16 protein-coding genes are annotated in these 17,826 nt (G+C 65.7%); 6 read left to right on the top strand and 10 right to left on the bottom strand.

Annotated features, from left to right (window positions below):
* Positions 1-2: 2 nt before the first annotated feature.
* From O0881_RS21685 to O0881_RS21675, 3 genes are read right to left on the bottom strand one after another with little or no spacing between them, the layout of a single operon-like run.
* Positions 3-371, bottom strand: coding sequence for a hypothetical protein (locus O0881_RS21685; RefSeq protein ID WP_289913002.1), 369 nt, complete (start codon positions 369-371; stop codon positions 3-5).
* Entirely contained in the window at positions 355-948 is a 594-nt protein-coding gene (locus O0881_RS21680; protein ID WP_289913000.1) for an SMI1/KNR4 family protein, read from the bottom strand. The genes O0881_RS21685 and O0881_RS21680 overlap by 17 nt, the downstream gene beginning before the upstream one ends.
* Positions 949-988: 40 nt before the next feature.
* Complete coding sequence (locus tag O0881_RS21675; RefSeq protein ID WP_289912998.1) at positions 989-2,176, bottom strand: MFS transporter; 1,188 nt, start codon at positions 2,174-2,176, stop codon at positions 989-991.
* A gap of 125 nt (positions 2,177-2,301) precedes the next feature.
* On the opposite strand from O0881_RS21675, the gene O0881_RS21670 reads away from it, so the two are divergent.
* Positions 2,302-2,823 carry a MarR family transcriptional regulator gene (locus O0881_RS21670; RefSeq protein WP_099668348.1) on the top strand — a complete coding sequence of 174 codons (522 nt, stop codon included), beginning with the start codon at positions 2,302-2,304 and terminating at the stop codon, positions 2,821-2,823.
* A 2-nt stretch (positions 2,824-2,825) separates the two neighbouring features.
* Here O0881_RS21670 and O0881_RS21665 read toward each other — a convergent pair whose 3' ends face one another.
* Positions 2,826-3,392: a hypothetical protein gene (locus O0881_RS21665; RefSeq protein ID WP_289912996.1), complete on the bottom strand. Its 567-nt coding sequence runs from the start codon at positions 3,390-3,392 to the stop codon at positions 2,826-2,828.
* A gap of 115 nt (positions 3,393-3,507) precedes the next feature.
* On the opposite strand from O0881_RS21665, the gene thiL reads away from it, so the two are divergent.
* Positions 3,508-4,488, top strand: coding sequence for a thiamine-phosphate kinase (thiL, locus tag O0881_RS21660; protein WP_289912994.1), 981 nt, complete (start codon positions 3,508-3,510; stop codon positions 4,486-4,488).
* 3 nt (positions 4,489-4,491) lie between these two features.
* Here thiL and O0881_RS21655 read toward each other — a convergent pair whose 3' ends face one another.
* Genes O0881_RS21655 through O0881_RS21645 form a run of 3 tightly spaced genes read right to left on the bottom strand, consistent with a single transcriptional unit; the run spans position 4,492 to position 9,713 of the window.
* A complete protein-coding gene (locus O0881_RS21655; RefSeq protein ID WP_099666383.1) occupies positions 4,492-7,068 on the bottom strand; it encodes an EAL domain-containing protein in 2,577 nt (858 codons plus the stop codon).
* Positions 7,065-9,095, bottom strand: a complete 2,031-nt coding sequence (locus O0881_RS21650; protein WP_099666382.1) for an ATP-binding protein — start codon at positions 9,093-9,095, stop codon at positions 7,065-7,067. The genes O0881_RS21655 and O0881_RS21650 overlap by 4 nt, the downstream gene beginning before the upstream one ends.
* Positions 9,096-9,713 (bottom strand): YfiR family protein, encoded by a 618-nt coding sequence (locus tag O0881_RS21645; protein ID WP_180278680.1) that lies wholly within the window; start codon positions 9,711-9,713, stop codon positions 9,096-9,098.
* A gap of 223 nt (positions 9,714-9,936) precedes the next feature.
* On the opposite strand from O0881_RS21645, the gene O0881_RS21640 reads away from it, so the two are divergent.
* The gene (locus O0881_RS21640; protein WP_251350146.1) at positions 9,937-10,419 is read left to right on the top strand and encodes a CinA family protein; all 483 of its coding nucleotides are present in this window, start codon (positions 9,937-9,939) and stop codon (positions 10,417-10,419) included.
* Here the strand turns inward: O0881_RS21640 and O0881_RS21635 are convergent.
* Positions 10,409-12,181 carry a GGDEF domain-containing protein gene (locus tag O0881_RS21635; protein ID WP_251350145.1) on the bottom strand — a complete coding sequence of 591 codons (1,773 nt, stop codon included), beginning with the start codon at positions 12,179-12,181 and terminating at the stop codon, positions 10,409-10,411. The genes O0881_RS21640 and O0881_RS21635 overlap by 11 nt on opposite strands.
* Positions 12,182-12,393: 212 nt before the next feature.
* On the opposite strand from O0881_RS21635, the gene O0881_RS21630 reads away from it, so the two are divergent.
* The 3 genes from O0881_RS21630 (at position 12,394) to O0881_RS21620 (ending at position 16,398) form a co-directional block, all read left to right on the top strand.
* Complete coding sequence (locus O0881_RS21630; protein WP_077408658.1) at positions 12,394-13,122, top strand: hypothetical protein; 729 nt, start codon at positions 12,394-12,396, stop codon at positions 13,120-13,122.
* Positions 13,123-13,485 (top strand): hypothetical protein, encoded by a 363-nt coding sequence (locus tag O0881_RS21625; RefSeq protein ID WP_289912989.1) that lies wholly within the window; start codon positions 13,123-13,125, stop codon positions 13,483-13,485.
* A gap of 78 nt (positions 13,486-13,563) precedes the next feature.
* Positions 13,564-16,398, top strand: coding sequence for a pitrilysin family protein (locus O0881_RS21620; protein ID WP_289912987.1), 2,835 nt, complete (start codon positions 13,564-13,566; stop codon positions 16,396-16,398).
* Between the two features lie 2 nt (positions 16,399-16,400).
* On the opposite strand, the gene O0881_RS21615 is transcribed toward O0881_RS21620, so the two are convergent.
* Together O0881_RS21615 and O0881_RS21610 are read right to left on the bottom strand one after the other, a co-directional pair.
* Positions 16,401-16,802 (bottom strand): DUF2809 domain-containing protein, encoded by a 402-nt coding sequence (locus tag O0881_RS21615; RefSeq protein WP_289912986.1) that lies wholly within the window; start codon positions 16,800-16,802, stop codon positions 16,401-16,403.
* A gap of 100 nt (positions 16,803-16,902) precedes the next feature.
* The gene (locus tag O0881_RS21610; RefSeq protein WP_289912984.1) at positions 16,903-17,808 is read right to left on the bottom strand and encodes a LysR family transcriptional regulator; all 906 of its coding nucleotides are present in this window, start codon (positions 17,806-17,808) and stop codon (positions 16,903-16,905) included.
* Positions 17,809-17,826: the final 18 nt, after the last annotated feature.

Below are 17,826 nucleotides of genomic sequence, written 5' to 3'. Positions count from 1 at the left end.
TTTTATGATGGAATATCGGCGGCGCGCCACAGCGGCAGCGCGGCGACGGCCCGCTCGATATCGTCCATGTCGTCCGCGCCCAGGGTGCCGTCGAACGGCACGGACAAAATGCGGCGCATCAGCGCCAGGCGCGTCGTCGCTTGCTGCGCGTCGATGAAGCGCGTCGTCTCCGCGCAATACTGCGCGCGGCGCAGGGCATCGGCGCCGTCATCGTCGCCGTCGGGATAATAATGGCGGCCGATGTGATGCAGCGACTGCAGCAGGAATTCGATCTCGCGCAGGATGCGCAGCGCATCCTCACCGGACAGCACGATGCGGCGGTTGGCGGGCAGCAGGGAGGGCGGCGCGGCCCGGTTATTCAAAATTTTCATCGGTCAGGAAGGCATAGCCGTCATCGATCAGCATCTGCAGATAAGCGTCGAAGCTGTCGGCGATGACCAGGTAGCTGTCGGGATCGTGCAGGAAGCGCACCACCTGCCCCACCTTGCCCGACGCCGTGGGCGTGAAATCGATATACAGCCGCGACGAGCCGCCATTGTTCATGCAATGCGAAAAACACAGGCGCTGGCCCTGCCGGATGCCAGCGTCGATGCGGGCATCGACGATGCCGGGATCGTCGTCCAGATAATGGCCGTAGATGTCGGCGATGCTGCGCTGGTTCGCCTGCCCATCCTTGAGGATTTGTTCGACGGAGCTCAGGTAATACGGATACTCGAACACGTCCGAGCCCAGCATGTACACCAGCACCGTGCCGTCCGCATACTTCTGATAATAAGTGCCGTTGTACTGGCCCAGCAAGCGCAGCAGGCTGTCCGGGCACAGCGGATACGTCTGGCGCAGGCTGGCCAGTTGCGCCGCGCTGGCGCCGCTGGCCAGCGCCAGCTCCGCCAGCGGTTCCGGCGGCATGGCCTGGCGCAAGCCTGCCAAATAGTGGTCGACGATGTTCATGGGCGAAATATATCAGCTGCCGGCACCCGGCAGGCGCACGCTAATCCAATGGGGCCAGACGCGCGCGGGGTGCGAAGCGCACGGCGATCAGCAACAAGACCACGACGCCGGCGGCCATCACCATCCACGCCTGCGCCAGGCTGGACGAATGCTGGCGGATCAGGCCGGCAATGAAGGGCATGCTGCTGGCGATGATGTAGCCGCCGCCCTGCACGAATCCCAGCAGCGCTCCGGCGCCGGCCGGGTCCGTCACATGGTCCATGCTGACGATCAGCGACAGGGGGAACAGGGCGCCGATGCCGCAGCCCAGTAATATCACGGCGGGCAGCGCCAGTTGCGCGGGCGCCACGATCAGGCAAGCCAGGCCGGCCAGCACGGCCAGCAGGACAGACAGCAGCAGGATGCGGCGGTCGGGAAAGCGGTGGATGACGCTGGAAATGACCAGTCCCGCCAGCACTTCCACCAGGGTCAGGCCACCCAGCAGCAAGCCGCTGTCGGCCGCGCTCCAGCCCAGTTCCGTATAAAACGGCGGCAGCCAGGCCAGCACCAGCGTGTAGGCGCCCGTGCCGATGCCGAAAAACACCATCAGCAGCCAGGCGCGGCCACTGCCCACGGGCAGGCTGGCGCCGGCGCCGCCGGCCACGTCCACGCGCGAAGCCGACGCGCGGCGCCACAGCAGCGCGGCCGCCACGGCGGGCAGCGCCCACAGGGCCAGCAGCGCCTGCCAACCCAGCGACTGCGCCAGGGGCGAAGCGGAGGCGGCGGCAATGGCCGCGCCGCCCATGATGCCCGTCGTATAAAAGCCCATCAGCTGCCCTGCCCGCGCGGGGAAATGGCGCTTGATGAAGGCGGGCAACAGCGCCTGCACCAGCGCGATGCCCAGGCCGCCCAGGGCCGCCGTGGCGATCAGGCCGCCGCTGCCGTGCAGGGGCCAGCGCAGCGCGCAGGCACAAGCGATGATGGCGATGCCGATGCCGATGCCGCGCGCCACGCCCAGGCGGCGCTGCAGCTGTGCGCCCAGCAAGGCGCACACGCCCATGGCGAACACGGGCACGGTGGTGAGCAAGCCCGCGTCGGCATTGCTGAGGCCCGTGCCGGCCTGGATACTGTCCAGCAAGGGGCCGATGGCGGCCAGGATGGGGCGCAGGTTCAGGCCCAGCAGGATGATGGCGGCCACCACCAGGGCGGACGAGGAAAGCGGGGAAGAGACGGGGCGTTCGGATGGCATGGGAGAGTAGTCCTTGCCTCGCTGGGAGGCACATGGTTTAATGCGTCATATAAAATAACTCGATGAAAAGTATCTTAACATAAAGATAGAAATGTATCTTGATGTCGAGATAAATGGATGGCACCATGACAGATACCCCGCAAGAACACACGCGCGCGCAATTTGCCGCCGCACAATGGCAGCGCGAACTGCCGCAGATGGATACGAACGCCATGCAGCTGGTGGGCCAGCTGGGCACAGTGGCCCAGCTGATGGCGCGCGACTGGCTCAACCCCCTGTTTGCGGAACACGGCTTGCAGCCGGGCGAATTCGACGTGCTGGCCACCCTGCGCCGCTCGGGCGCGCCATATGCGCTGACGCCGACGGCCCTGTACGAGGCGGCCATGCTGTCCTCGGGCGGCATGACCAACCGCATCGACCGCCTAGAAGCGGCCGGCCTGATCGAACGCCGGAAGCATCCGACGGACCGGCGCGGCGTGCTGGTGGCCCTGACGCAAAGGGGATTGGAATTGATTGAAAGGCTGGTGCTGTTGCACGTGGACAACGAGCGCGCGATGCTCTCAGCTTTGAACTCGGACGAGCAGCGCCAGCTCGACCAGTTGCTGGCCAAGCTGCTGCACGGCATGGCGCAGGCGAAGAAAGTCTAAGTTTAGGAAAGCAGACGCGCCAGCTCGCGCAGGGCCGCATGGCCGCGCCGGGCTTGGCGCTGCAATTCTTCCGGCGCACAGTGTCCATACAGGGCCTGGACGTGGCCCTCGCTGGCGGCGCGCAGGTCGAGTTCGCCCGCACCGGGATCGGGCAACTGCCCCTCGACCAGGGTCAGGAAATAATGGCGGGGCGCGCCATGCAGGTTGGTCGCGAACTGCAGCACCAGGCCGCTGTCGAACAGCAGCGCCCCGCTGTGGGCGCCACTTTCCAGCAGCAGCCGGAACGGCGGCAGGGGGCGCCGCGCCGCGCGCAGCACGCTGGCCAGGCGCACTTGATAGCCGAGTTCCAGCCCGTTCGCGTGCAAGCGGCCCTGCTGCAGATACACCTTGAACGAGGCCTGCACGGCCCGGCCGGCGCGGCGGAACCAGCGCTCATCCTCATACAGGCACAGCTGGCCGCCATCGCACAGCTCGTAAAACCCGCGCGCCAGCAGTTCCGGCGCCGTAAACGTGGCCAGGCCGACGGCCTGCGGCTCGCGCAGCCAGCCGTCGTCAAGATAGGATTGCATCAGGGCGTGGATATCGTGGAAGGGCATAGAAAAATGAACAAGGCTGGCAAAGACGGGCATTGTAGGCCAGCCTATAATAGTGGCGCCACACCCTTACTCAACCTGCAGACGAACCATGGCCCCACACGACGCGCTTTCCGAATTCGACCTGATCAAACAATATTTCGTGCGCCAGCGCCCCGGCCGCGCCACCCTGGGCATCGGCGACGATTGCGCGCTGCTCACGCCCGGCGCGGGCAAGCAGATCGCCATCTCCTCGGACATGCTGGTCGAGGACCGGCACTTCTTTGCCGGCGCCGACGCCCGCATGCTGGGCCACAAAAGCCTGGCCGTGAATTTGTCCGACCTGGCCGCCATGGGCGCGCGTCCCGTCGCATTTACTTTGGCCCTGGCGCTGCCGCAGGCGGAACGCGCCTGGCTGGCCGGCTTTGCCGACGGCCTGTTCGCGCTGGCCGACGCCTTTGATTGCGAACTCATCGGCGGCGACACCACCAAGGGCCCCTTAAATATCTGCATCACCGTGTTTGGCGAACTGGCGCCGGGCCAGGCCCTGCGCCGCAGCGCGGCCGTGGCGGGCGACGATATCTGGGTCAGCGGCACCCTGGGGGACGCGCGCCTGGCGCTGGCCGGCTACCGCATGGAACAGGAACTGGCGGCCGCAGACCTGCTGACAGCGGCCGCGCGCATGCACACGCCCACGCCGCGCGTGGCGCTGGGCTGCGCCCTGGCCGAAGCGGGCCTGGCGCATGCGGCCATCGACATCTCGGACGGCCTGGTGGGAGACCTGGGCCACATATTGAAAGCGTCGCAAGTGGGCGCCACCCTCGATGTCGACGCCCTACCCGCCGGTCCCGTGCTGGCGCGGCAAGCGGCCAGCGTACGCCGCCGCTACACGGCCGCCGGCGGCGACGACTATGAACTGTGCTTCACGGCGCCGACATCGTCGCGCGACGCCATCACCGCCCTGGCGGCAAGCTGCGGCACGCCCGTCACGCGCGTGGGCAGCATCGAGGCGCAGGCGGGCTTGCGGCTGGTGGATGCAACGGGGCAGCCGCTCGACCTGCGCTTATCTTCTTTCGACCACTTCAGCGACTAAGTTCTACCGCACCGCCACCCGCGCCAGCCCCGGCTGGTTCACCATCCAGTAGTGCTGGAAGGCCAGGCGGATGTTGTCGCGCAGCTGGGTGTCGTCCCACGGCTTCGTATAAAAGCGGTAGATGGCGCCCCGGTTGATCGAATCGAGCACGGCTTCCAGGCCCGTGTAACCGGACAGGATGATGCGGATGGTTTCCGGGTACAGCTCCTTGACCTTACTGAGGAATTCCGTGCCGCTCATGCTGGGCATGCGCTGGTCGCAGACGATGACGTGCACGCGGTGCAGGGCCAGCATCTCGAAACCTTCGGCCGGCGTGCTGGCCGTGAGGATGTGATAGCCCTCGGGACGGAACAGGCGGTGCAGCGACGACAGCACGTTGACGTCGTCGTCGACGATAAGCAGGGTCTGCGCCGGTTGCGCGGCCGGGTCGTGGCCGGGCGGCAGGCCGGCGCCGGCGACGATCATCTGTCCCAGTTCCAGCGCCGGCAGGGCGCGGCTGAAATAGAAGCCCTGGATTTCATCGCAGCGGTTGCGCCGCAGGTATTCCAGCTGCGGGCGCGATTCCACGCCCTCGGCCACCACGCTCAATTTCAGGCTGTGCGCCATGCTGACGATGGCCAGCGCGATGGCTGCGTCGTTCGGGTTGCTGGTGATGTTGCGCACGAAGGCGATGTCGATCTTCAGCTTGTCGATGGGAAAGCGCTGCAGGTAGGCCAGGCTAGAATACCCGGTACCGAAATCGTCGATGGCCACCTTCACGCCGATTTTCTTCAGTTTGCCCAGCACGACGATGGTGCGCTCGGCGTTCGACATCAGCGCCGTTTCCGTCAATTCCAGCTCCAGCAATTCCGGCGCCACGCCGTGCAGCGCCAGCGCGCGCGTCACCTCACCTTCCAGGTCGCCTTCGGCAAACTGACGGCTCGACACGTTCACGGCCACGTGCACGGGCCCCACCTCGCTGTCGCGCCACTCGGCGATCTGGCGGCAGGCGGCCTGGATCACCCAGGCGCCCACGCGCACGATCAGCCCCGTGTCTTCCAGCACCGGCACGAATTCGGCCGGCGCCACCAGGCCGTAGCCGGGACGGCGCCAGCGCAGCAGCGCTTCCACGCCGCTGATGCGGCCCGTGCGCAAATCCACCTTGGGCTGGTAGTACAGGATGAACTGCTCGTGTTCGAGCGCATGGCGCAGCGCCAGTTCCAGGTCCAGGCGCGCCAGCACCTGCACGTTCATGCCGGCCGTGAAAAAGCGGTAGCCGTCGCGGCCCGCCTGCTTGGCGCCGCCCATGGCCGTATTCGCGTATTTGATCAGGGTTTCGGGGTCGGTGGCGTCGTCCGGATACATGGCGATGCCGATGCTGGCCGTCAGGGTGGCCGCATGGCCGCGCAAGTCGAATGGCGCGCGCAAGGCTTCGCGCACCTGGTTCGCCACGGCCACGGCTTCCTGCTGGTTGCGGCTCATGGTGAGTATGAGCGCGAATTCGTCGTTGCCCAGGCGGCCCACCGTGTCGCGCAGGCGCACGCATTCGACCAGGCGGTTGCTGAACTGGCGCAGCAGTTCGTCGCCCAGCGCCGCGCCCAGGGTGTCGTTGATGCTTTTGAAGCGGTCGAGCGCGATGAACAGCACCACGATGCGCCAGCTTTTTTCCTGCGCCAGTTCGACGGCCTGGGCCAGGGTCTGGTAAAACAGGCTGCGGTTCGGCAGCCCCGTCAAGCCATCGTAATGGGCCAGGTGCTTCAGGCGCTCCTGCGCCTGGCGCCGTTCGCTGATATCGCGCGCCACGGCGATCAGCAGCAGGCCGCCCGCGCCCTGCCCGCCCGCCACGGGTGCCTGCGCATACCAGTGCCAGCCCAGTTCCACGGGTATCAGGCTCAGGTCGCGCCGCACCAGTTCGCACTCCGTCACTTCCGTGGCCAGGTGCGCCGGGCCGCCCGGCAGCCCGGCAAGGGGCGGGGCCGGCGGCGACGGCAGCAAGGTGCCGGGCGCCAGCGCCAGCAGTTCGGCGCGCGCATAGCCGAGCAGGCGGCACGCGCCATCGTTGACGTCGACCAGGGTCATGCCCAGCACGTCGACGAGGAAGATGGCGTCGGTGGTGGCGTCCATGGCGCCGCGAAAGCGCTGCAGTTCGGCCGTGCGCTGGCCCACCGTGCGTTCGAGCAAGGTGTTGTAGTGGCGCGCGGCGCGGTGCAGCAGCCGCACTTCGAGCATGTTGCGGATGCGCGTGAGCACCTCGAGCGCGTCGAACGGCTTGCTGATGAAGTCGCGCGCCCCCGCTTCCAGCGCCGCCAGCTTGGCGTCCGGGTCGGCGGCGATCACCAGCACGGGCAGATAGCCTTCCAGTTCCAGCGGGCGCAAGGCATCCATCACCTCATAGCCGCTCATGCCGGGCATCGCCAGGTCGAGGATGATCAGGTCGAACTGCTGGCGCTGGTGCAGGCCGGCCACGGCGCGCGCGTCGAGGGTGCTGGTGACGGCCGTGTAGCCGCCGCTTTGCAGCAAATGCTCGAGCAGGCGCAAATTGACTTCCTGGTCGTCGACGATGAGAATTTTCGCCGCGTAGATATCGGCCTGGCTGATCATGGCGCGCCTGTTCCCTTCTGCCGGCGCTGCTGCGCCACGTAAGCCAGGGTGCTGTTGATCGCCTCGGTAAATTCATCGAGGTTGATCGGCTTGGTCAGATAGCGGTAAAAGCCCAGCGCCAGGCTGCGCTCCACGTCGCCCGGCATGGCGTTGGCCGTCAGGGCGATGACGGGAATGTGCGCCGTGCGGGGATCGGCGCGCAGCAGTTTCAGCGCGTCCGTGCCGTTCACGTGCGGCAGGTTGATATCCATCAAAATCAGCTGCGGCAGGTGCGTGCGCGCCATTTCCACGCCCAGGCGGCCATCCGTGGCCGTCAGCAGCTGCAATTGCGGGCAATAGCGCACGATTTCCTCGACCAGGGTCAGGTTGGCGGGATTGTCTTCCACGTACAGCAAGGTCACGGGGGCGCTGTGCTCGAGCAGCGCGCCGGCCAGGTCCGGCCGCGGCAAGGCCAGGGTGGCGGGCGCGGGCAAGGCATCGACCACGCGCAGCTCGATCCAGAACGTGCTGCCCTCGCCGGGCGCGCTGGTCACGCCGATGCTGCCATCCATCAGCTCCACCAGGCGCTTGGTGACCACCAGGCCGATGCCGCTGCCCTCTTCCGTGCCGCCCTCCTGCCCCAGCCGGTTGAAGGGCTGGAACAGCAGCGCCACCTGTTCGCCGTCGAGGCCCACGCCCGTGTCGCGCACGCTGATGCGCACGCGCCCGCCCGCCTGCGGCGCGCAAGCGATGCTCACTTCACCCTGCTCGCGGTTGTACTTGAGCGCATTCGACAGCAGGTTCAACAAGATCTGCTTGAGGCGCGTGCGGTCGGCCAGCACGTTCAGGGGGCAGGCGTCGGGGAAAGCCATGCCGATGCCGCGCTGGCTGGCCAGCGGCGCGATCATGTCGCGGCATTCCTGCAAGATAGCGTCCAGGCCCACCGGTTCGAGCGACAGGCTGACCGTGCCCGATTCCACCTTCGCCAGGTCGAGGATTTCATTGATCAAGGTCAACAGGTGGCGCCCCGATTTCAGGATATGGCCAGCGAACTCCTTCTTTTGCTCCAGGGTCGACGGCAGGCGGTCGGAACTGAGGATTTGCGCGAAGCCCAGGATGGCGTTGAGCGGCGTGCGCAATTCATGGCTCATCGACGACAAAAACGCCGATTTGGCATAGTTGGCGCTGCGCGCCTCTTCCATCGCCATGGCCAGTTCGCCATTCGTCATTTCCAGCTGCACCGTGCGCTCGTGCACGCGCACTTCGAGCTCCTGGTTCAGGCGCATGACTTCCTGCTGCGCCTGGGTGCGCTGCTCGCCTTCGCGCGCCAGCTCGCCGTTCGAGCGCTCCAGCGCCTGCGTGCGCAGCTCGATCTCGGCCAGCATCTTGTTGAAGGAATCGACCAGCTGCGCCACTTCGTCGACGCTGAGCTTGCGCGCGCGGCGCGAATAGTCGCCCGTCTCGATCACTTCGCGCGCCACGTCGGCGATATCGAGGATCGGTTGCGTGATGACGAAATCGAGGCGACGCAGCAGCAGCAAGGCCACCAGCAGCGCCAGCACCGTCACGCCCAGCGCGATGGCCAGGTAATCGGCCGTGCGGCCGGCCAGCTCGTAATCGGCGCGCAGATACACGGTGCCCAGCAGTTCGCCATTGTCGACGATGGGCTTGAACAGCTCCACCGAGGTGCCCTGGATGCTTTCGCCTTCCTTGCCCACCTTCGCCGGCAGCTCGCCCACATTCTGGTTCGCGCGGTAGCTGGCGAACAGGCTGCCGTCGGCCTTGTACAGGGCGCCGGCCGTCACGCGCGGGCGGATGCGCATCAGGTTGAGGTTTTCCAGCGCCAGACGTTCGTCGTCGAAGGCCAGCGCAGCCGAGCTCATGTGCCCCAGCAGCTCGGCCTGGGTACTGATATCGGCCACCAGGTTGCGGTGGTAGGCGCGCAAGTCGTAGACGACGATGGTGCCCAGCGAAATGACGAGGGCCACCAGGGTGGTCAGCAAGACCACCGACATCAGCTTGTGGCGGATGGAGCGCAGTCGTATCATCTAGGCGCCTCCCGTCTGTACGCGGTAGGCGGCCAGCAGCATGCGCGCGCTGATGCGGATATGCGCCTGCGCCACGGGTTTCAGGGCCACGTCGAAGCGCACCTTGTCCTCGGCCATCACAAAATTGATCATGCTGCCCATCGCGTAGACCTCATCCGAATCGGACACCGTCAACAACGCCAGGCCACGGCTGGCGGCCAGCATCTCCTGCAGCGCCGCCTTCTCCAGCGCGCCCAGGTACAGCACGTGCAGCCCGGCCAGCGTTTCGCCGCGGCGCACTTTTTTCACCTGCACGGCGCGGCCGTTGACGCTATGCCCGGCCACGCTCTGTTCGAGCTGCTCGGCCAGCGCATCGGCGCCCGCCACGCCGATCACCAGCGGCGCGTCGGGCCGGGCAAAGCTGCCGTCGGGCCATTCGACAAAGCCGGCAAACTTGTACAGATACGCGGCCTTGACCTGGCGCTCCAGCTCCCCCGGCACCTGTGCCCGCGTCTCCGCGCACAGCACGCCCAACAGCAGCAATAGCCAGCCCCAGCGGTGAGCGCGGCGGCCGGCGCCGCGCGCGGGGTGGCGCAGGGGGCCAGGATGACGCCACCAGGTCCAGTTCAGAATTGCCATGACAACCGAGTAAAGATAATGCATACGAAGGCGCGGCACCATGCCGCTGGCCTGTTCGAGCGATGCGCACCAGGGTGGCGCAGCGACAGAGCGCCTGCCGGACCGAAGTGGTAGCAAATGTATAAAAGAGTGTACGCATTTTCGCTGTGACCGGGGAAAGTTTCTTTTACCGTTGGCCATGCTACAGTCTTGCCACCATTTTCACCGCCTGCAGGAGTCATCCATGAGCAACGAACTCGTCCCCCTCTCCACCGCGCTCGGCCTGGCCTTGCAAGCGAAGGGCTTGCTGCTGGCCACGGCCGAATCGTGCACGGGCGGCGGCGTGGCGCAAGCCGTCACCGATATCTCCGGCTCGAGCGCCTGGTTCGAACGGGGTTTCGTCACCTATTCCAACGGGGCCAAGACCGGCATGCTGGGCGTGCCCGCCGCGCTGATCGCCGCACACGGCGCCGTCAGCGAGGAAGTGGCCGCCGCCATGGCGCAAGGCACCCTGCGCCACAGCGACGCCCAGGTGGCCGTCTCGACCACGGGCATCGCCGGCCCCACGGGCGGCGTACCGGGCAAGCCCGTCGGTACCGTCTGCTTCGGCTGGGCCATGGCCGGGCGCGTGCAGACAGAGCGCCGGGTCTTCGCCGGCGACCGCCAGGCCGTGCGCGAGCAGGCCGTGGCGCACGCCCTGCGGGAACTGCTGCGCTTTATCCAGTAGCATCGGCGATGCAGGCGCGGTCGCGGCCCGCCTGTTTGGCCGCGTACAGGGCACTGTCGGCGCGCATCAGCAATTCGTGGCGGCCGGCGCCGTGGCGCGGATACTCGGCGATGCCGGCCGAAAAGGTGCAGCCGGACAAGCTGTGCGGCGCCTGCTGGATCAGCAGCTGGCGGTAGCGCGCGGCGATATCGTCGATCTTGTGCGCCGCGATGAGGCTGTCGGCTTCGCGCAACAGCAGGCAGAATTCCTCGCCGCCATAGCGGCACAGCATGTCGCTGCCGCGCAACTGGCCTTCCACCAGGCGCGCGAACTGGATCAGCACTTCATCGCCAAAGTTATGCCCGTAGGTATCGTTGACGCGCTTGAAAAAATCCAGGTCGATGATGGCGATGGCCACGGGCGCATCCGCATCGGCTTCGTGCAGGATAGCATTGAGGCAAGTTTCAAAATGGCGGCGGTTGTACAGGCCCGTCAGGTGGTCGCGCATGGCCTGCTCCTTCAGGCTGTCCTGCAAGGAGTTGACGTGCAGGATCTGGTGCGCCAGTTCGCGGTTCAGGTGCTCGAGCTTGGCGTTTTCCGTCTCGCGCGCCGCCTGCAGCTCCAGCGCCTTGTCGCGCTCCGCTTTCAGGCTGTGCATTTCCTTTTCCAGGTTGCGCATCAGGCTGCGCGAGGCGCGCGCCGATTTGCTGCTGGCCTCGTACGCGGCCTGGTATTGCTGCAGGAAACCATACGCGGCTTGCCATTCGCCCAACTGGGCATTGATATCGGACAAACCGCGCAAGATCTGCTGCTGGTGAAACGGGTTGCGCGTCCAGCTCAGCAGGCTGTGCGCCTGCGTCAGCGACGCCAGCGCCTGCGCCGTCTGGCCCGCGTGCAGATCCAGCTTGCCGCGCACCAGCCACGCATGCATCTGCTCTTCCAGGTCCTGGCCGCGGCGCGCATATTCTTCCGCCCGCAACAGCAATTGCAGGGCGCTGGCCGGCTGTTGCAGCAGGATGGCGGCGTGGGCGGCGATGCAAAACAAAAAGGCGCGCACGGCCAGGTCTTCTTCCGGCCACTCGTAAAACGGCTCTACCAGCGCCAGCGCCTCGGCCGGCTTGCCCGTGGCTAATAAACACATGGCCAGGTTGGCCGAAACGATGGTTTGCTGGTATTTGAGCTTTTGCGCGCCGATGATGTCGAGCGCCTCGACCAGCAGGGGAATGGCGTCTTCATCGTTGCCCAGGTCATGCTGCGACGACGCCAGGTTCGACAGGCTGTTGACCCGGTGCGCGGGGCTGCCGAAACGCTCGGCGATGTCCAGTGCCAGCAGGAAATTGCGCGGACCGTCCTGCGTATCGCCACGGTTCAGGGCATCGACGCCCAGGCGCGCGTACAGCATGAACTTGTGCAGCGAGTCGGGTATCTGCGCGGCCTGGCTGCGCGCCTGCAGGAAATGCTGCTCGGCATCGGCAAAATCGCCGCGCCGGCTCGCATACGCGCCCTGCAGGGCGGCCACTTCCATGCCCCCTTCCAGGTCGCCGCTGTGCTGGAAATACGCGTCCAGGCGTTCGCACGACGGTTCGGCCTCGCCCGCGTAATACGCCAGCCAGCAATGATTGAGTTCCGCATACGCGCCGCCGCGCGCATACTGTTGCCGTTGCGCCGCCGCCAGCGCCATCTGCGCCAGCCGGCGCGCCTGGCGGCGGTTGCCGACCAGGCAAGACAGGGCTTGCTGATTCAGACGGTCAATGTCGGCTTTATCGAGACTGGAGATCGGCACTGCGTCCTCGTTCACACTCTGGGGTGGATTTTTCACACAAAACTTGCTCTGTATCAATGGTATCCTGATTAACATCATAACCAGATTCGCTGTTCCGCATGGCATATTTGCAAAGGATTGTGGTAAAAATGCCAGTCGTGGCCTGGCCGGGCGCCTGCGCCGCTGTCACGGATCTTTGATTGTCACTGACGCAACAACTTGGAGTAGTCGCAATGCAAAACACGGTACATTTCATCCTGCAGGGCAAGGGCGGCATCGGCAAGACCCTCGTCTCGACCCTGCTGGCCCAGTGGATAGGCGGCAAGGACGGCACGCCTTTGCGCTGCTATGACACCGATCAGGAAAACGCCACGTTCTCGCGCTACAAGGCGATGAACGTCAAGCATGTGCCCGTGATGACGGATGCGCGCAACATCGACCCGAAACGCTTCGACGCGCTGATGATCGACATCCTCGAAGAAGACGGCAACTGCGTGGTCGACAATGGCGCGAACACGTTTTCGCCGCTGATGGGCTACCTGCTGGAAAACGATTGTTTTTCACTGCTGCAGGAATCGGGCCGCAAGGTGTACATTCACACCATCGTTGGCGGCGGCGACACCCTGCACGACACGGCCACGGGTTTTGTCGCCACGGCGCAAGCGACGACCGTGCCGCTGGTGCTGTGGCAAAACGAACACTTCGGCCTGCTGCAATCGGCGTCCGGCAAGCAATTCGTCGAATCGCAGTCGTACAGCGACAACCGCGCGCGCGTCAAAGGCAGCATCACCTTGAGCCAGCGCAATCCCGACACCTTTGGCGCGGACGTCAAGAAAATGAACACGGCGCGCCTGACGATGCAGGAAGTGTTGCAGAACGACAAGTTCAACATCATGGAAAAGCAGCGCATCAAGGTCGTCTACCGCGACATCTTCGAACAGCTCGACAAGGTGCAGTGGTAGATGGACCAGCACAAACTGCGCAGCCACGTATTCGACAAGACGGGCATCAAGATCGACGTCGATGACCCGATATTCGCCCTGGTGGCGCTGAACGAAGCCGTGCTGGCGGAAACCGTCGAGCGCCAGCTGGCCTTGCTGGACGCCGCCACGCAAGCGCTGGCGGCCCAGGCGCGCGCGGCGGGCGGCTTGCCACCCTTGCCGGCGGCAGCCATGCCCCAGCCCGTGCCGGCAGCACCCATACCCGCGTCAGCGCCGACCGGCTTCACGCCGCGCGAATGGCGTTTGCTGGGCGCCGCGGCCATCGTCTCCATCGCCAGCGCGCTGCTGGTGCTGGGCGGCGCGGCCCTGTTGTATAAACCGTAGCACCGACCGTAGCACCGTCGCGCTGCGCCAGCCACGAGCGAGCCGCAGCGTCTCCTCCACCTATCCCTGGAAGCATGCATGAAACCGATCAAATTGCTGGCCCTCCCCGCCCTGCTGCTGTCGCTGTACGGCGCTCCCCTGAGCCTGACCCACGCCGCCGATGCCGCCAAGGCCGCCACGACGGCGCCCCTGGGCGCGACGGCCGTGCCGCACATCGCCTACGAAAAATACACCTTGCCGAACGGCCTGGACGTCATTCTCGTGGAAGACCATAAATTGCCCGTCACGGCCGTCAATATCTGGTACCACGTGGGGCCGGCCAATGAAGCGCCGGGCTTGACGGGCTTTGCGCATTTGTTCGAGCACATGATGTTTGCCGCCACCAAGCACGTGCCGCGCGGCATGGCCGACCAGTTGCTCGAAGGCGCGGGCGCCACGGATTCGAACGGCAGCACGGATTTCGACCGCACCAATTATTTCGACACGGTGCCGTCGAACCAGCTGGAACTGGCCCTGTGGACGCATTCCGACCGCATGGGCTACCTGCTGGACGTGCTCGACCAGACGGCCCTGACGAACCAGCAGGACGTGGTGCGCAACGAGCGCCGCCAGAGCGTGGAAAATGCGCCCTACGGCATCGTGCAGGAAGCCCTGTACCACCAGCTGTTTCCCAAGACCCATCCGTATTACGCCAGCGTCATCGGTTCGCACGCGGACATCCAGAACGCGAAACTGGCCGACATCAAGGATTTCTTCACCAAATACTATGGCCCCAACAACGCCAGCCTGGTGATCGCCGGCGATATCGACAAGGCGAAGACCAAGGAACTGGTCAACAAATACTTCGGCAGCTTCAAGAGCGGCCCGGCCGTGCCGAAACCCGCTGTCGTGACGCCGCCCATCACGCAGGAACGCCGCATCGTGGTGCAGGACCGGGTCGAATTGCCGCGCGTCTTCATGGCCTGGCTGACGCCGTCCGCCTACACCAAGGATGACGCGGAACTGTCGATGGCCGCGCACATCCTGGCCGGCGGCAAGTCCAGCCGCCTGTACAAATCGCTCGTGTACGACAAGCAGATCGCCCAGGACGTGGGCGCCAGCCAGGGCTCGAACGCCCTGACGTCCATCTTCACCATCGACGCGACGGCGCGCCCCGGCCACCAGCCCGAGGAAATCGAGCAAGCCCTGCAAGTGGAGCTGGAGCAATTGCGCGCCAAGGGCCCCACCGAGAAGGAACTGGAACGGGCGCGCAACAGCATCGAGACCACCATGCTGAGCCAGGTGGAAAAAATGGGCGGGCGCGGCGTGGCCAACTTGCTCAACGAATACAACCAGTACCTGGGCGACCCCGGCTACCTCGCCAAGGATATCGAGCGCTACCGCCAGGTGACGGCGGCCGGCGTGCAGCGCGCCGTGGATACCTACCTGAAAAACCAGTCGCGCGTCGTCGTCTACGGCGTGCCGGGCAAGCCGGACCTTGGCGCGGAAGTGCCGACGCCGGCGCCGGGCAAGGTCAAGCCTGCGCCAGGCACGGCCATCAATGCGGACGAGCCATGGCGCAATGCCGTGCCGAAGGCCGGTCCCGCACCGAAGATTGTTTTACCGCAAGGCAAGTCGTTCACCCTGGCGAACGGCCTGACCGTGATCCACCACTACAATCCGGCCGTGCCGCTCATTTCCAGCCAGCTGGTGATCAAGAGCGGCTCGGGCGCCAATCCGCTGGCGCAGCCGGGCTTGTCGAGCTTTACGGCGCAATTGCTACAGGAAGGCACTGCCACGCGCAGCGCGCCGCAGATCGCCGACGATGTGGCGCAACTGGGCGCCCTGCTGAGCACCGGTTCCGGCACGGATGCCTCGTTTGCCCAGTTGACATCGCTCAAAGCCACGTTCCCGCAAGCGCTCGACGTGCTGGCCGACGTGGTGCTGCACCCGCAATTCCCGCAAGAAGAGGTGGAGCGCCAGCGCGCCAGCCGCATCGGGCAGCTGGCGCAGCAGCGCGAAAACGCGGGTGCCGTGGCGGCCCGCGTGGAAGCGGCGGCCCTGTATGGCCCGCAACATCCGTACGGCTACATCCAGCTGGGCACGGAAGCGGCGCTGAAGGCGGCCAGCCGCGCCGACCTGCAAGCGTTCTGGCAGCAGCATTACCTGCCCAACAATGCGGCGCTGATCGTTTCGGGCGATATCGGCGAAGCGGAATTGAAGGCGCTGGCCGAAGCGAAGTTCGGCAGCTGGAAGGCAGGCACCGTGGCGCAGTCCGTGGCCGCCACGCCGCAGACGACGCAGGCAAAACTGATCTTGGTCGACAAGCCGGGCGCGCCGCAAACGGCCGTGCGCCTGTCCGCCATCGCCGTGCCGCGCGCCACGCCCGATTACGCGCCGCTGCAAGTGATGAACGCGGCGCTGGGCGGCTTGTTTACCAGCCGCCTGAACACCAACTTGCGCGAAGAAAAGGGCTACACGTATGGCGTGCGCTCGCAATTCCAGTACCGCAATCAGCCTGGACCGTTCTCGATTGCCGCCAGCGTGCGCACCGATGTGACGGGCCCGGCCGTGTCGGAAACCGTCAAGGAATTGCGCGCCATGATCGCCAAGCCCCTGAGCAGCAAGGAATTGGCGAATGCGCGCAACTCGCAGGTGCTGTCGCTGCCGGGCCAATTCGACACGAACGCCAGCATCAGCGCCAGCATGGCGAACGCGTATATCTACGGCCTGGGACTCGACTATTACACGACCTTGCCGCAGCGCTTTGCCAGCGTGACGGACAAGCAGGTGCAGCAGGTGGCGAAAAAATACCTGCAGCCGGAAAAGCTGATCGTCATCGGCGTGGGCGACAAAGCGAAGATCGCCCCGCAATTGAGCAAGCTCAAACTGGCGCCCGTGGAACTGCGCGATGCTGAGGGTAACGTGAAATAAGACTAGCGGCGCTTGAACAGCGCCAGCTTGTCGATGATCGCCGCCACGGCCACGCCGGCCGTGTAGGCGATCAAATCACCCCAGCCGAAGGCGGAACCCAGCGCCAGGTGTCCCAGCGGATGCGCGCGCAGCTCGACGATCCACGGCGCTTGGTAAAGCTGGCCGAACTCCACGGCAAAGCAGATCAGCAAAGACCACAAGGCCAGTTGCCACGTACGCATGCGCGTGGCAATGATGCCCAGCGCAAAGACGATCATCATGGCCCACAAGGCGTCGCCCGGATATTTGCCCAATGCAGCGGGAAGGAATTGGGGATAGGCGCGCGAGGCCAGGCCCAGCGCGATGACAGCCACGGTTGCGCCCACCTGCAGCAGGCGGCGGCGTTCAGGTTTTACCAGGAACATATTTCCATTCAAAGGCACGATACGGGCCGAACCATTGCGGCCCGTCCGATATTGTACTGCGCGGCCGTGTCCGCCTGTAGCCTAATGCGCCTGGACACGCTCAGTCCAGGTCGACGTTCTCCGCCAGGAAATCGAGCAAAGCGCGCACGCGCAGCGGCACATGCCCGCCTTGCCCCACGAAGACGGCATGCACGTCCTCGCTGTCGCCCGGGTTGAACGCTTCCAGCACGGCCTGCAAACGGCCCGCCGCGATATCGCCGCGCACCTGGAAGGCGGCCAGGCGCGCCAATCCCAGTCCCGCCAGCGCCAGTTGCCGCAAGGCTTCGCCATCGCTGGCCTGCGCATTGCCGGTGACCGGTACGACGACGTCCCCCTCGGGCAAGCGCAGCGGCCAGCCCGAGCGGGCGCGCGCGTAATTGGCGTCGAGCAAATTATGCGACGCCAGCTCGGCCGCCAGCAGCGGCGTGCCGCGCCGCGCCAAGTAGGATGGCGATGCCACGATGACCATGCGCGTCTGGCCCAGCTTGCGCGCCAGCAAGCTGGAACTTTTCAGGGGACCGGCCCGCACGGCCACGTCCGTGCGCTGCTCGAGGATATCGACCACGGCATCCGTGAGCACGATGTCGAGCGTCACCTGCGGATAGCGTTCGAGAAACAGCGGCGCCAGCGGCAACAAAAAATGCTGGCCGAACGGCACGTTCGCATTCACGCGTATTTTGCCGCGCGGCACATCCTGCACGCCGGCGCAGCGCTCGGCCTCGTCCAGGGCCGCCAACACCTGCATGCCCCGTTCGTACAGGCCGCAGCCCTCGGCCGTCAACTGCAGCTGGCGCGTGGAGCGGTTCAGCAGGCGCGCGCCCAGGCGCTCTTCCAGCCGCGAGACGAGCTTGCTGACGGCCGATGGCGTCATGCCGCAAACGCGCGCGGCGGCGGAAAAGCCGCCCAGTTCGACCACGCGCACAAACACTTCCAGCTCGCCGGAACGATTCACTTCCAGTCTGGCCATTGTGAATTCAACTCATAA

Origin of the sequence: Janthinobacterium sp. SUN100 (assembly GCF_030397705.1) — a bacterium.
GTDB lineage: Bacteria > Pseudomonadota > Gammaproteobacteria > Burkholderiales > Burkholderiaceae_D > Janthinobacterium > Janthinobacterium kumbetense.
The sequence above is the reverse complement of the archived record's forward strand: the minus strand, read 5'-3'. Positions and strand labels throughout refer to the sequence as shown.

Coding starts and splice junctions, on each gene's coding strand:
- O0881_RS21610 (WP_289912984.1), bottom strand. CDS start 17,808: ATGGCCAGACTGGAAGTGAATCGTTCCGGCGAGCTGGAAGTGTTTGTG.
- O0881_RS21665 (WP_289912996.1), bottom strand. CDS start 3,392: ATGCAATCCTATCTTGACGACGGCTGGCTGCGCGAGCCGCAGGCCGTC.
- thiL (WP_289912994.1), top strand. CDS start 3,508: ATGGCCCCACACGACGCGCTTTCCGAATTCGACCTGATCAAACAATAT.
- O0881_RS21670 (WP_099668348.1), top strand. CDS start 2,302: ATGACAGATACCCCGCAAGAACACACGCGCGCGCAATTTGCCGCCGCA.
- O0881_RS21685 (WP_289913002.1), bottom strand. CDS start 371: ATGAAAATTTTGAATAACCGGGCCGCGCCGCCCTCCCTGCTGCCCGCC.
- O0881_RS21615 (WP_289912986.1), bottom strand. CDS start 16,802: ATGTTCCTGGTAAAACCTGAACGCCGCCGCCTGCTGCAGGTGGGCGCA.
- O0881_RS21680 (WP_289913000.1), bottom strand. CDS start 948: ATGAACATCGTCGACCACTATTTGGCAGGCTTGCGCCAGGCCATGCCG.
- O0881_RS21620 (WP_289912987.1), top strand. CDS start 13,564: ATGAAACCGATCAAATTGCTGGCCCTCCCCGCCCTGCTGCTGTCGCTG.
- O0881_RS21675 (WP_289912998.1), bottom strand. CDS start 2,176: ATGCCATCCGAACGCCCCGTCTCTTCCCCGCTTTCCTCGTCCGCCCTG.
- O0881_RS21650 (WP_099666382.1), bottom strand. CDS start 9,095: ATGATACGACTGCGCTCCATCCGCCACAAGCTGATGTCGGTGGTCTTG.
- O0881_RS21645 (WP_180278680.1), bottom strand. CDS start 9,713: ATGGCAATTCTGAACTGGACCTGGTGGCGTCATCCTGGCCCCCTGCGC.
- O0881_RS21640 (WP_251350146.1), top strand. CDS start 9,937: ATGAGCAACGAACTCGTCCCCCTCTCCACCGCGCTCGGCCTGGCCTTG.
- O0881_RS21655 (WP_099666383.1), bottom strand. CDS start 7,068: ATGATCAGCCAGGCCGATATCTACGCGGCGAAAATTCTCATCGTCGAC.
- O0881_RS21630 (WP_077408658.1), top strand. CDS start 12,394: ATGCAAAACACGGTACATTTCATCCTGCAGGGCAAGGGCGGCATCGGC.
- O0881_RS21625 (WP_289912989.1), top strand. CDS start 13,123: ATGGACCAGCACAAACTGCGCAGCCACGTATTCGACAAGACGGGCATC.